Origin of the sequence: Prevotella sp. lc2012 (assembly GCF_900107065.1) — a bacterium.
GTDB lineage: Bacteria > Bacteroidota > Bacteroidia > Bacteroidales > Bacteroidaceae > Prevotella.
Genome location: NZ_FNUF01000002.1, coordinates 352,395 through 367,283 on the forward strand (window position 1 = coordinate 352,395; position 14,889 = coordinate 367,283).

9 protein-coding genes are annotated in these 14,889 nt (G+C 47.2%); 7 read left to right on the top strand and 2 right to left on the bottom strand.

Going from position 1 to position 14,889, the window contains the following annotated elements:
• Positions 1 to 34 precede the first annotated feature (34 nt).
• The 6 genes from BLU99_RS05460 to BLU99_RS05485 all read left to right on the top strand — a co-directional run bounded on the left by BLU99_RS05460 (position 35) and on the right by BLU99_RS05485 (position 11,445).
• Positions 35 to 1,681, top strand: a complete 1,647-nt coding sequence (locus BLU99_RS05460) for a hypothetical protein (protein WP_091900178.1) — start codon at positions 35 to 37, stop codon at positions 1,679 to 1,681.
• A gap of 161 nt (positions 1,682 to 1,842) precedes the next feature.
• Complete coding sequence (locus BLU99_RS05465) at positions 1,843 to 3,462, top strand: DUF4842 domain-containing protein (protein WP_091900179.1); 1,620 nt, start codon at positions 1,843 to 1,845, stop codon at positions 3,460 to 3,462.
• A 178-nt stretch (positions 3,463 to 3,640) separates the two neighbouring features.
• On the top strand, positions 3,641 to 4,930 hold the full coding sequence (locus BLU99_RS05470; RefSeq protein WP_091900180.1) for a nucleoside recognition domain-containing protein: 1,290 nt from the start codon (positions 3,641 to 3,643) through the stop codon (positions 4,928 to 4,930).
• A gap of 25 nt (positions 4,931 to 4,955) precedes the next feature.
• Entirely contained in the window at positions 4,956 to 6,452 is a 1,497-nt protein-coding gene (locus tag BLU99_RS05475) for an oligosaccharide flippase family protein (protein ID WP_091900181.1), read from the top strand.
• A 58-nt stretch (positions 6,453 to 6,510) separates the two neighbouring features.
• Positions 6,511 to 8,628, top strand: a complete 2,118-nt coding sequence (locus BLU99_RS05480; protein ID WP_091900182.1) for a S46 family peptidase — start codon at positions 6,511 to 6,513, stop codon at positions 8,626 to 8,628.
• Positions 8,629 to 8,853: 225 nt separating this feature from the next.
• Positions 8,854 to 11,445: a sugar-binding domain-containing protein gene (locus BLU99_RS05485; RefSeq protein WP_091900183.1), complete on the top strand. Its 2,592-nt coding sequence runs from the start codon at positions 8,854 to 8,856 to the stop codon at positions 11,443 to 11,445.
• A 63-nt stretch (positions 11,446 to 11,508) separates the two neighbouring features.
• On the opposite strand, the gene BLU99_RS05490 is transcribed toward BLU99_RS05485, so the two are convergent.
• Both BLU99_RS05490 and BLU99_RS05495 read right to left on the bottom strand, forming a co-directional pair.
• Complete coding sequence (locus BLU99_RS05490) at positions 11,509 to 13,353, bottom strand: DEAD/DEAH box helicase (protein ID WP_091900184.1); 1,845 nt, start codon at positions 13,351 to 13,353, stop codon at positions 11,509 to 11,511.
• A 19-nt stretch (positions 13,354 to 13,372) separates the two neighbouring features.
• Positions 13,373 to 14,173 carry a flavodoxin gene (locus tag BLU99_RS05495; protein ID WP_255397456.1) on the bottom strand — a complete coding sequence of 267 codons (801 nt, stop codon included), beginning with the start codon at positions 14,171 to 14,173 and terminating at the stop codon, positions 13,373 to 13,375.
• Between the two features lie 187 nt (positions 14,174 to 14,360).
• Here BLU99_RS05495 and BLU99_RS05500 point away from each other — a divergent pair, with 187 nt between their 5' ends.
• Complete coding sequence (locus BLU99_RS05500; protein WP_091900185.1) at positions 14,361 to 14,888, top strand: LOG family protein; 528 nt, start codon at positions 14,361 to 14,363, stop codon at positions 14,886 to 14,888.
• Position 14,889 lies beyond the last annotated feature (1 nt).

The window sequence follows — 14,889 nt, forward strand, 5'->3', positions numbered from 1 at the left end:
TCCAAATATAAACAACTAAAATTATCAAACTAACATGAAAAAGTATTTGATGACAGGTATGACTGCTGTTGCACTTTGCCTCGCATTCAATAGCTGTTCACATGACACGAATCTTTACGATCCAGACATCCCTGAGAAGGAGGTGACCAGAAACTATGAGGAAGCGTTTAAGAAGTATGTAGGTGGCACCATCTCCCCCAACCAGAACTGGGGCTTTGACGAGGACGTCGCCCAAGCACGCGCCCTCACACGCACAGCCAACCCTAATGCCAATATGTGGGGAGAGACTTGGGAGGTGCCCGAAACACTGACTACTGCCCAAAAAAAGAGGGTGCGTCTCTATTTTCAATACAACAAGACACCACAAAACGAACCCATCGATTATAAGAACTTCTTCGTGCAGGACGTCTATAAAGGCGCAGGTACGCCGCTGAACAACGGCTCACAAGCCATGAGCGCATATAGTACGGAAAAGTACAGTTTCAATAACAAACAGGAAGCAGGTAGTGACCATATGGATAAGCTGACAGCCGGTTCCAGACAGGATCACATTTACAACTACAACGATGCAAAATGTAGTAGTAACAACAAGGTATGGGATGGCTACAGCTATGAGGCTGGCTGGCCAAGGGCTGATGCCAGTCAGGCCGAAAACTTCAACCACAAGAAGTTCCACACCGACTATATCATGCTCATGGAGAACTCCAAGACCGACTGCTTCGGATGGCACGAGACACAGGGTGAGATCCAGCACGATGACCACTATGTCATCATCAGTGCCGCTACTATCGATGCTTGGGCCGACGCTCATAGTGAACTCGGAGATCTAGGTGCACCCGTGACCGACAAGTGGAACCGCAACTTCGTTGGCTTCGACTACGAGGCACAAGTGGACATGAGCCAGCTCTACGCCCGTGACGGAAGGGGAAATATCCTCTATTATGATCAGGCTCATACAATTCCCTACCTAAAAGTGGAGACCAACCAATACTCCCACACCATCGTACCCGCCGGTACCCCCGGCGCATATCCTATCAAGGATCGTTATGTGGACAATGACCAGACAAAGGGTAATCTCTGGGCAAAGGTTGGTTGTGCCGATGATTACTACAGCGACTGGATCGTCTGTATCACCGACGCAAAGACAAGGGGCACAATCATCGAGGAGCCCAAATGGATCCGTATCATCGGTGAGGACCTAAGTGCCACCGATGCCAGCGACTTCGACTTCAATGACATCGTCATCGACGTCAAATTGACAGCCACAGGCGCTGACTGTATCCTGCAAGCCGCCGGCGGTACCCTTCCGCTCCGCATCAACAGAAATGACAAATACGAAGTTCACAAACTCTTCGGTGTAAACACCGATGTGATGGTGAACACCAACGCAGAAAATACACAGAACCCGAAAGATCCTTCACAGAAGCTGAAGGGCGCCAGCAAGACACCTGTCAGTTTCTCAATGATAGGCGACTGGACGAATGCCAAGGACATCAAGATTGAAGTGAAGAAGAACGACACATGGATGGAGCTCAAGGCTGTGAAAGGCGAGCCCGCCGCCAAGATTGCTGTTGAAACCACCTTCAACTGGTGCAACGAGCTTGTAAGCATTAAGGGACAGTACCCGTTGTTCACCCAGTGGGTTCAGGCTAACCACCCAGGTACCGTGATTTGGTATTGAGAATACATCAAATACTTTGAGAAGGGGCATCTACTCACGTAGGTGCCCCCTTTTCATGCAAAAAATCCTCAAAAAGGTTGCATGATAAGGATTAATTTTCTATCTTTGCATATTATAAAAGCAAGATATTAGTGCACTAACGATCTAATTTTGACTTTGATATGAAAAAGTATTTGATGACAGAAATGGCAGCTGTCGCACTTTGTTTCTCTTTTACCAGCTGCTCACATGATTTTGAGACAAACGGAGACAACACATTTGATCCCGTGAAAAACTACGAGGAAGCTTTTACCATCCGCTTCGGTCAGCCTGATGAGAACCAGGACTGGGGCTTCGACTCTTTCATTGCTCAGACACGCGCTATCACACGAACCTCCAATCCTAATGCTAATATGTGGGGTGAGACTTGGGAGGTGCCTGAGACACTAACCACGGCCCAAAAGAAGAGGGTGCGTCTCTATTTTCAATACAACAAGACACCACAGAACGAGCCCATCGACTACAAGAACTTCTTTGTGCAAGACGTGTACAAAGGAGCTACCACGCCACTGAACAACGGATCGGCGGCCTTGATTACCTACAGCACTGAGAAATACACTTTCAACAACCAACAGGAACCGGGTAGTGAGCATATGGACAAACTGACTGCCGGCTCCAATCAAGATCACATCTACAACTACAACGATGCCAACTGTAGCAGTAACTCCGAGGTTTGGGATGGTGTAAGCTATGAGGCTGGCTGGCCAAGGGCTGACGCCAGCGAGGCGGAGAATTTGAACCACAAGAAGTTCCACACCGACTATATCATGCTCATGGAGAACTCCAAGACCGACTGCTTCGGATGGCACGAGACACAGGGTGAGATACAGCACGATGACCATTATGTCATCATCAGTGCCGCCACCATCGACGCCTGGGCCGACGCCCACAGTGAGCTTGGAGATCTGGGAGCACCCGTGACCGACAAGTGGAACCGCAACTTCGTTGGCTTCGACTATGAGGCACAAGTCGACCTGAATCAACTTTATGCCCGTGACTGGCGGGGTAACATCCTCTATTATGATCAGGCCCATACTATCCCCTATCTGAAGGTCGAGACCAACCAGTATGCCCATACCATCGTACCCGCCGGCACCCCAGGTGCTCTTCCTATTAAAGACCGCTACGTAGACAATGACCAGACGAAGGGAAACCTCTGGGCAGAGGTTGGCTGTGCTGACGGTTACTATAGTGACTGGATTGTCTGCATCACAGATGCAAAGAAAAAGGGGACAACCCCTCCTCCAGGTGCCAACGTACGTATCATCGCAGAAGACTTAACCGTCGATGAGAGAGGTGACTTCGATTTCAACGATGTGGTGTTTGATGTCTACTACAACACTCCGTCCTCTGGTAAAACCACTATCAAACTGCTGGCCGCCGGCGGTACGTTACCGCTGACTGTGGCAGGTTTTGAAGTGCATGAGAAGTTCGCAGAGGCCAACCCGGGCAGGAGCATCACAACCTCGACGATGATTAACACCCATGCCAACGGTGGTATCGACGGTTTGGACCCAGTAACCATTGTTGTTGACAACAGTTACAACGGCAATGCCATCAACATCCCCATCATTGTCACCAAGCAGAGCGGCACCCTCACCCTTCAGGCTAACAGGGGACGCGCGCCCCATAAAATCGCCGTGAAACCCACCTTCGAATGGTGCGATGAACGTCAGGATATCGAAAGGGCATATCCAGACTTCGCTGATTGGGTAAGAAACCCATCTGTCTCATGGTATTAATCCATATCAACACATAATAGCTTATCGTGGGGCATCAGTCTATGCTGATGTCCCATTTGTTTTTCCGCTCAACTTCTCCTATTTTTGCCGTTTACGACAGCGAAGGTACTTTTGCTCGGAAAAAAAGAAACAAGTTTCTTTGTTTTTTCTCTCTCTTATTCGTACCTTTGCACAGAATATGGTATTGAATTATATCTGGATCGCTTTTTTTATCATCGCATTCGTTATTGCTTTGATAAAACTCATTTTTCTGGGAGACCTTGAGGTCTTCCCTGCCATGATGGATTCAACATTCGCATCGTCGAAGACCGCCTTCGAAATTTCTCTCGGACTGACGGGTGTTCTCTCCCTCTGGCTCGGGATTATGAAAATCGGTGAGAAGGGTGGTGTGGTAAACATCCTCGCCAAAGTGCTTAGTCCTATCTTCATCAGATTATTTCCTGACATCCCCAAAGGTCATCCGGTCACCGGTTCCATCTTCATGAATATCGCAGCAAACATGCTCGGCCTCGATAATGCCGCCACCCCCCTCGGTCTGAAAGCCATGGAGCAGTTGGACGAGGTAAAAAACGAGAAGATACAAGCCATGAGGGATGCCGAAGAGATCAATGCGACTAAGGCAGAAGAGTTGAAAGTTACTGCATCGGACGCGATGATTATGTTTCTCGTGCTGAACACTAGCGGGCTAACGCTCATCCCCATCTCTATCCTCGTATATCGTGCCCAGTTGGGAGCCACCCAACCGACGGACATTTTTATACCCATCCTATTGGCCACGTTCTTCTCCACTCTTGCAGGCATTATCATCACAAGTCTCTACCAACGCATCAACCTATTGAACAGGACAATGCTATTAACGCTCGGCACCATCGCAGTAGCCGTCGCTGCTATTATCTGGGGGCTCGGGCAGATGGACTCGCTATTGTTAAACAAGGTCAGCACTTCTGCAGCAAACATCCTGCTGATGTTTATCATCATCGCCTTTATCGTTGCTGGGTTGCGAAAAAAGACAAACGTCTATGAAGCATTTATCGAAGGGGCAAAAGACGGCTTTACGACTGCCATCCGTATCATCCCCTATCTTGTAGCGATCCTCGTAGCTATCGGGGTGTTTCGTGCCTCGGGAGCCATGGATATGCTCATCTGCTGTATCGAATGGACAGTGACCGTCTGTGGTGGAAACACTGATTTTGTGGGAGCCCTTCCCACTGCCATGATGAAGCCGCTTTCGGGAAGCGGTGCCCGGGGTATGATGGTTGATGCGATGACCACCTATGGCGTCGACTCGTTCGTGGGACGACTAAGTTGTATCTTCCAAGGCTCTACCGATACGACCTTCTATATCCTCGCCGTCTATTTCGGTAGTGTTGGTATCCGAAAGACACGCCATGCTGTAGCCTGCGGTCTCCTGGCCGACTTCGCCGGCATCATTGCAGCAATAGCAATCGCGTATTTGTTCTTCGGATAAATATATTTAATTATTGTTTTGAAAGATGGAGAATCTGAAATCACTTGCTAAAGATACGGCAATTTATGGGCTGAGTAGCATTATTGCGCGATTCATCAACTATTTGTTAGTCCCGATTCAGACGGCTCGCTTTGCGGCTTCTGGTGGAGAATATGGAATCATTACTAATGTCTATGCCTATGTGTCGCTGCTGATCATCCTGTTGACCTTCGGTATGGAGACCACCTTTTTCCGCTTTATGAGCAAGGAAGGAGAGGATCCCAAGAAAGTCTATTCGACGACACTTACGATGGTGATGATGACATCCCTGGTCTCCGCGCTATTAGTCATGCTCTTCCTGCACCCAATAGCATCAGTCGTTGGATATGCTGACCATCCGGAATATGTTGCAGTAATGTACGTTACGGTAGCCATTGATGCCTTCATGGCAATTCCCTTTGCCTATCTGCGCTATCTCCACAAACCGATCAAGTTTGCGATGCTGAAGATTATTAACATTCTGATGAACATCGCCCTGAACATATTATATCTGATTATTCTGCCAGCACTGAAGTTGAACTTATTTGGCATCTATGACGAACAGTTCACACTGGATGTTGCCTTCGTTTTCTATATCAACCTCTTTTGTACATGTGCCACATTACTGATGCTCAGGAAGGAATGGGGTACAATACCATTTAAAATTGACAAAGTCACCTGTAAACGAATGTTTAATTATACATGGCCGTTGCTTGTGATGGGACTAGCAGGACAATTGAATCAGGCGGCCTCGCAAATCCTATTCCCCTATTTCTTCGACGGATCACAGGAAGAAGCGCGCGCCCAACTTGGCATCTATGGTGCCTGTATTAAAATTGCCATGATCATGGTCATGATTACCCAAGCTTTCCGTTTCGCCTATGAACCGTTTGTCTTTGGTAAATCCAAGGATAAAGACAACCGTGAGACATACGCACAGGCGATGAAGTTCTATCTAGTCTTCACTCTACTGGCCTTTCTCATGGTGATGGGTTATCTTGACATTTTGAAATTCCTTGTTGGCGAAAGTTATTGGGAAGGCTTGCGTGTAGTACCTATCGTCATGGCAGCAGAGATTATGTTTGGAGTGTTCTTCAATCTGTCATTCTGGTACAAGCTAACAGACAGAACCATCTGGGGAGCCTATTTCTCTGGCATTGGAGCAGTGGTGCTTATTGTAATTGACATCCTACTGATTCCAAGATTCAGTTATATGGCCTGCGCCTGGGCAGGATTCGCAGCTTATGCCACTTCTATGATTCTCTCCTACTTTATCGGTCAGCGGTATTATCCCATCACCTACCCCATCAAGGATATGACCATCTACCTAATACTTACCATCTTCCTCTTTATAGGAATTCAATATGCCAATAGAGCATTTCCTCTCTGGATTGCGCTCATCATCAATACCCTGCTAATAGCTGTCTTTGTTGTCTATCTAGTAAAAAAAGACTTCCCCCTCAGCAGTCTCCCGATAATAGGGAAGATATTCGCGAAAAAGTAGGAGAAAGAATAGATATAATTACTTAACATATACTTAAGATATAATAAATGTATTAGATATGAAAAAACTACTATTTGCATTAATTGCAACACTATCACTGAGCATTGCCCGTGCTGACGAGGGAATGTGGACTCTGTACAACCTACCGAACGCCGTTTATGAAACAATGAAGCAGGAAAACTACGAACTGCCTTATGGCGCACTCTACGAAGGCGACGATGCCATTAAGAATTGTGTCGTGAATTTCGGTGGCTACTGCTCTGGTGTGGTTGTCTCTCCAGATGGTCTCGTCTTCACAAACCACCACTGTGGCTTCGACGCCATCCGCTCACATTCTACCGTAGAGCATGACTATATGCTCAACGGCTTTGTATCGAACAGTCTTGAGGAAGAACTGCCCAACGAGGATCTATTCGTGAGTTTCATGATTGAGCAGAAGGATATTACCTCACTCATCGACTCCCTTGGCCTCAAAAAAGTGGAAGAAGGAAAAAGAGCCCATTTTATCGACTCTATCGAGAATGCTATGCAGAAAGAGATTGCCCAACAGGATTCCACTCTGCGCGTGGAGATCAAACCTTTCTATGAGGGTAATCAATACTACCTAACAACCTATCGCGACTACCCCGATGTTCGTCTAGTGTTTGCCCTGCCTAAGTCGATGGGAAAATTTGGTGGTGAGACCGATAACTGGATGTGGCCACGCCAGACATGTGATTTCTCTGTGTTCCGTATCTATGTTGATCCCAAGACAGGTGGCCCAGCAAAGTACTCGAAAGATAACGTGCCATATCACCCGAAGAAGTGGGCACCCGTTTCTCTACAGGGCTATGTGCCGGGCTCGTTCTCGATGACCATCGGCTACCCCGGCTCTACCAGTCGTTATCTATCTAGCTACGGCATCCGGGAACGCCGTGATGCCATCAACGAGCCCCGTTACAAGACTCGTGAGGTGAAGCAAGACATCATGATTCGTCATATGCGTGCCGACGAGGCTGTTCGTATCAAATACGACTCAAAATATGCCCGTAGCTCAAATTATTGGAAGAACTCCATCGGAATGAACAAGTGTATTGACAGCATCGGTCTCATCAGGCAGAAGGCTCAGTTCGAGCAGAAAATCCGCCAATGGCAAGACTCCACGGGCTATCTGCTGGGACAACTTGATTTCGACAAACTGCAGCAGCTCTACGACAAACGCCTCAAGGCTGTCCGTGCCTTAACTTTTTTTAACGAGACGTTCGGTGGCAGTAACACAGACGAGATGACTCGCCGAGCTGTCCGTTCACAGAACGATGCCCTTGTCAAGGGCAAAGATGGCATATTCAAGAAGCATTATATTGAATTCAAAGATAATAGTGATGAATGGGACTACGACACCGACCGTGAGATCCTCGCCGCTCTGCTGAAGCATTACCGTTTACAAGTGGAGGCCAAATATCTACCTGAGTTCTTTAACACCATTGATAAAGACAACAAAGGCGACTACCAAAAGTTCGTTGACAATCTCTATAAGAGGTCGAAACTGATGGCAAGCAAAAAGATCTACATTAACAAGAAAAGTTTCCAACGCGATCCTGCTGTGATCTATGGTCAGAGCTTACTCTCTACAGTAGCAGAGATACGTTCTGATATCCTTGAGACCATTGATTCCATCGACATCATGGAACGCTATCTCTGCGCCGCTAAGTTGCGCATGGAAGAGGATCTCCCCAACTATAGTGACGCAAACTTCACCATGCGACTCTCTTACGGACAAGTTGGAGAGTATCTGTTAGCAGGTCAACCATCAGGGTACTACACCACAGCAGAGAGTATCGTCGAAAAGATGGAAAAAGCAGACCGAATTATCGATTACGAAGCAGAGCCCATCATGAAAGAGTTGCTCAGCGTCAAGGACTTCGGTCAGTATACCGACAATACTACAGGTAAGATGCATCTCTGTTTCCTATCGAACAACGACATTACCGGCGGTAACAGTGGTTCACCGATGTTCAACGGGAAAGGCGAACTCATCGGTCTGGCTTTCGACGGCAACTGGGATAGTCTGTCGAGTGACATCTTTTTCGATAAGCAACTTGCTCGATGCATTGGTGTAGATATCCGTTACGTCCTCTACATGATGGAGAGTTGGGGCAAGGCCAATCGTTTACTGAAGGAAATCAACGCGCATTAGAATCTATAAACTCTCCAATCATCCGCAAGAAGTGCCATGTGTATTGTCAGACACATGGCACTTCTCATTCAAGAGAGATCGTTTTTATGATTATGACATAGATTTTAAGAACAAAAATTGTTATCCTTTAATGTTTAATCTTTAACATGAGAGACCAAGGAAATGTCATTGTTCTTTTGGTTATTTACCTGTTTTTTTGTACCTTCGCCAACAAAAACCGAAACAATGAGAAAACCAATCTTATCCCTAATGATCCTATTCTGTCTCTGTGCGATGGCAGATAACCACATCCGACGTATTGACCTTAGTGGGACATGGTTGTTCGCCCTTGACCGTGAGGCAACAATCGGGCCCAGTGATTCCCTGACAGAGACCATCCAACTGCCGGGGACGACAGACACGAACAAGAAGGGTTACCCGATTGTAAAAAAGGACGAGAGCACCCATCTCTCCCGTCTCTACACATATCAGGGACGTGCATGGTACAAACGTATAATAGAGATTCCAGACAACTGGAGAGGCCTTCCCATCCATCTGTTCCTTGAACGTACGAAACCGTCTGAGGTATATATCGACTCAAAATTCATAGGCTCGTCTAACGACATCTCTACCCCCCAAGTGTTCGACCTATCGGCGGTACTCACCCCCGGCAAGCACGAACTGACCATCATGATCGATAATGGTAGCGGTGTGCCTCAACAGTTGTATGCAAGTAGCCATGCCTATACCGAAGACACCCAGACCAACTGGAACGGCATCATCGGAAAAATTGAAATGAGAACAGATAGTCTGGAACATAACACCACACCTGAGGTACACCCGAATTTTCGCAACTTCCATATTGAGAAACAACACTTTTATGCCAATGGGCATAAGATCTTCCTACGTGGTAAACATGATGCATGTGTCTGGCCATTGACAGGACATGTGGCCATGGATGTAGAATCTTGGCACGATTATCTCAGCACCTGTGCCGCTTATGGTCTGAACCATATACGCTTCCACTCCTGGTGCCCACCTGAAGCCGCCTTCGTTGCCGCCGACGACTTGGGTATTATCCTTCAACCCGAGCTACCCTTTTGGGGCGACTTCAACGCCAGTGACACAATCCTCATGCAGTTCCTTCACAAAGAGGGTGAAAATATCCTTCGTACATATGGTCATCACCCCTCGTTCCGGATGTTCGCTCTCGGCAACGAATTGTGGGGTAGTATCGATAAAATGGCCGAGTTTGTTAACGACTTCCGTAAAATAGCCCCTGACAAGCTGTATACCTTCGGCTCAAACTACTACCTCGGTTATCAGGGAGTGAAGGCTGGCATGGACTACTTTACCACCTGTCGTGTAGGTGGTGAAGGTTGGGGGAATTACAACACCCACACTCGGGGTTCATTCTCGTTTGCCGATGCCGACGACGGTGGTATAATCAACCACTTCTACCCCAACACACAGATGAACTTCGAAGAAGGTTGTGCTCGAGCTTTCCCAGAAAATAGTTCACAAGTATTTGCAATCCCCGTAATCAGTCATGAGACAGCCCAATTCCAGACCTATCCCTGCTATGATGAAATCAAGAAGTACACAGGCGTTCTATACCCTTACAATATGGAGATCTTCCGTTCAAAACTCGAAAAGGCCGGTATGCTGGACCAAGCGGACGACTTCCACAAAGCCAGTGGTCTCTGGTCTCTCCAACTCTACAAACAGGACATCGAAATGGACCTGCGCACGAAGAACATGGCCGGTTTTCAGCTTCTCGACCTACAAGACTACCCCGGACAAGGTTCTGCATATGTCGGTATCCTTGATGCATTCATGGATTCTAAGGGACTCTGTACAGAGAGGGAGTGGCGTCAATGGTGTGCACCAGTGGTACCATTATTTATTACCGATCGTTTCTGTTTCACCACCGAGAATGGCATCCACGCACGTATTCAAGTTGCCAACTACAGCGGAGAATCACTTGATGGCAAGACACTCCATTGGGAACTCACTGGACCAGGTATAACAGAATCTGGTGAGATGAAACTTTTTTCTACTGAAGGACTTTTCGATGTTGGAAAATTGGATATCAATCTCTACCACCTCAACATTCCCACCCAGTTACAGTTGTTGCTCTGCATTGATGACACCGAATACTATGGTGTTCCCTATCATAACACCTACAACCTATGGGTCTATCCTGACAACAACAACCTTAAAAAGCTACAGAGAAAAGTGATTGTGACCGATGTACTCACGGCCCAGATAGCTCGACAACTAGAGAAAGGTAAAAACGTATTGTTGATGCCAGGAACCTCGGACCTGACAATTGGCGGACTCTTCCAGACCGACTACTGGAACTACCGGATGTTCAAAACCATCTCAGAGAACAATAAGAAGATGGTCTCACCTGGTACCCTCGGCATCCTGACCGACCCCCTACATCCGCTCTTCAAGAGCTTCCCTACCGAGATGCATACTAATTGGCAATGGTTTCCCGTGATAAAGAACAGCCACCCGATGATTCTCGCCAACACCAGCAAAATTTACCGCCCTATTGTACAGGTAATCGACAACATTGAACGTAACCATAAACTCGGGCTAGTATTCGAGTTCCAAGTAGGAAAAGGTAAGTTGCTTATCTGCATGGCTGATCTCAACAAAGCGAGTGCTTACCCTGAGGGGCGCGCTTTCTACTCTAGTCTTCTTGAATATATGACCTCTCGTGATTTCGCCCCTAAGACCCATATCACCCTCGATGATTTCCTGCGATTGATAACAACGCCCGTTGTCGAAGGAAAAATTGGAGAACTAAACAACATCTCACCATATTAAAATATGATGCCCTCCGAAGATTATTTCTTAACATTCGGAGGACATCTCACATTGCGGCTCTTCTCATTTTTTCTTTCGGGGACGACGCATGGCCCATCCTTCTTCTGAGAAATCAGGTTCTGGTCCTTTCAGTTCTCGAGCCTTTCTCTTACCCTGCGAGCGACCACCGTCTGAGTGTATAAGACTGCACCAGTCGTCTTTTTTTTGACATATTAATCTGTCGGTTGCATCGTGCCCCCTAGAACTCTTACCACCCTTTTGTGCCCCCTTGTTATCCATTGGTGCCTGATTGGCATCGTTACAGCGAACTGTGCGCCCCTTATAACGGATACCCGTCAGCTGAATCATCACCTTCTTGGCATCTTTTTCTGGTACCTCGAAATAGGAAATTGTGTCAAGCAGGTCAATATGTCCCACCTCCTGTCGTCCACCCACAAAGCGGTTAAGTGTCTGCATCAACTCACCAGGATAGAACCCGTCACGCTTGCCAAGGTTGATAAACAATCGCTTATAACCCTTTGCGGCTTTGTTCTGCAATTTCTGTTTGTCGCTCTGTGGCTTTTTCTCCTTTCTATCGGGAACAACCTCCTCAATCTCCGGAGCCTCGGCATAGTAAGCCAGAAATTTCCCGAACTCCAATGATACAATCTTCTTAATTAGATCCTCCTTGTCGATATACTCAAAATAACGATTGATATCCTGTATGAAAGGAGCAATTTCCTCGTCGTCAACATCCGTCTTCACGATCTGATCCATCACCTTGTAGAGTTGTTTCTTACAGATTTCCTCAGCCGATGGAATCTCTGCCTGTACGAAGGCCTTACCGATTACCTTCTCGATATTACGGATCTTGAACTTCTCGCGTGAGTGGACGATAGATATCGACGTCCCCTTCTTTCCTGCTCGACCCGTACGACCCGAACGATGGGTGTAGTTCTCAATATCGTCAGGCAGTCCGAAGTTGATGACATGCGTCAGGTCATCAACGTCGAGACCACGAGCAGCCACATCGGTTGCGACAAGCAACTGTATCAAATGGCTACGGAACTTCTGCATCGTTAGATCACGCTGCGGTTGGGCGAGGTCACCATGCAATGATTCTGCATTATAACCATCGCGGATCAGTTTGTCAGCAATCTCCTGTGTCTCAGCTTTCGTTCGACAGAAAATAATAGCGAAAATACGCGGATAATAATCCACGATACGCTTCAATACAAGATATTTATCCTTGGCGTTTACCATATAATAGATATGGTTCACGTTCTCCGCACCCTCATTTCGGCTTCCCACCACAATCTCTTGATAATCGTGCAGATAGGTCTTTGCCACTCGCTCCACTTCCTTGCTCATAGTGGCTGAGAACATCAAGGTATTATGTTCCTCATGGAGTGATTCGAATATCTCGTTGATACTATCGGAAAATCCCATGTTCAGCATCTCGTCGGCCTCGTCAAGCACGATGTTCGTTACCTGTTCCAAACGAGCCTTGCCACGGTGCATCAAGTCAACAAGTCGTCCCGGTGTAGCCACTATAATCTCCACGCCCTTCTGTAAAGCACGCATCTGCGGTTCTATGGCCGCACCGCCATAAACGGCCTCCACATGCAGACCATCCATATACTTGGCAAAGTCACGGATATCATCGGCTATCTGAAGGCACAACTCTCTCGTTGGCGAGAGCACCAATGCTTGTGTTTCCCGCCTTGACAAATCAATGTGCTCTAACAGCGGAATACCGAATGCCGCCGTCTTACCCGTTCCCGTCTGAGCTAGAGCAATCACGTCGTTTCTGTTTCCCAACAGATAGGGAATCACCGCCTCCTGTACTGGCATCGGCTGAACGAATCCCAATTCCTCTACGGCCTTACGAATGACCTCGCTGACTCCTAACTCCTTAAATGTTCTCATTTATATGTATTATTATGTCCTATCGAACCACTTCCGTGAATTCCGGCTTGGCTCCCTCTCCCTTACCAACTGTTACATAAATCGTAGAGATGGACTCCTCACCATTCATGCCGCGGCCCTTCACAACAAACTGATAGTCGGTACTATCGTCTGTCACACGCTTTCCAACCGTCTGTGGTGTGCCAAGCGGGAACTGATAACTGGAACAGGCTGCATTGAAAATGGCCGTCTCCTCGTCGGTCACAGGCAATTGTGCGGAGTAATCGGGCAGCTTTGCAACCACACCTCTCTTGTATCCGTTTGCCTTCAAGAAACGGTCGAGTTCTTTCCCAACTGCCAGTATTCTAGCGGTACGCACGCCATAACCTGTTTGTACTTTTGCCTTGGGCAGTGCTGCCTTCAATGCCTCTGTCGAGGTGTTCAGTCCACCGCTGCCGAACGTACAGAAAGGCACCACGGTCTTACCAGCGAAATCGTTCTCCTTGACAAGAGTCGCTATCGGCATAGCATAGGTTCCAAACCAAATAGGATAACCGATGAAAATCACATCATAGTCGGCAATGTTCACATGCAGCGGTTTGAGTGCCGGTGTCTCACCACTCTGCATTTCACGCTGTCCACGCTGGATAGTTGCCTGAAAATCGCCTGAATAAGGCTCCACGGCCACAATACTGTCAATGTCGGCTCCCAATTGTTTTTGCAACTCTTCCGCTACCACCTGTGTGGTACCCGTCTGAGAATAATACAGCACCAGATTCTTCTGTGCATAACCAGTTGCAATAAATGTCGTCAATACCATTGATAATAAGAGTTTTTTCATACGTTAATCTTTTGTTTGGGTTGATTGTTATCTCGTTTTCTTTTCATTAATCGCTGCAAACTTACATAAAATATTTGAAAAAAACAAGAGTTTTCGACGGAAACCCCATTCCAGACAATCCATACTGTCAATATAATCGCAAATACATTTGGTTTTTCACTCACTTTATCATACCTTTGTACTCATTATGAAAATCTGTATATTCTGTTCTGCGAACCAGCAGATAGACCCAGACTTCTTCTCTATGACAGAAGAATTGGGAAAGTGGGCCGCCGAAAACGGTCATGACATCGTCTTTGGCGGTGTAAATCAAGGACTGATGGAATGTGTGGGAAAGGCCGCCAGAGAACACGGTGGTCGAACTATCGGTGTCGTACCAATGATTGTCGAGAAAAGCGGTAGGACAAGCGATCATGTGGACATAGAGATTCCTTGCGACAACCTGAGCGACCGTAAACAGTTGATGATGGACCAAAGCGATGTCTTTGTGGCCCTACCTGGCGGTATAGGCACCCTTGACGAGGTATTTACCATAGCCGCCTCCGCCACCATTGGTTATCACAAGAAGAGGGTGATCCTCTACAACATGAAAGGATTCTGGGACTCTCTTATCAACCTGCTTAATAACCTACAGGCAAAAGGCATGATCCGTGGCGACTGGCAACAATACATCAAAATCGCCAACTCCTTACAGGAGCTGGCGAATCTTATCTAGA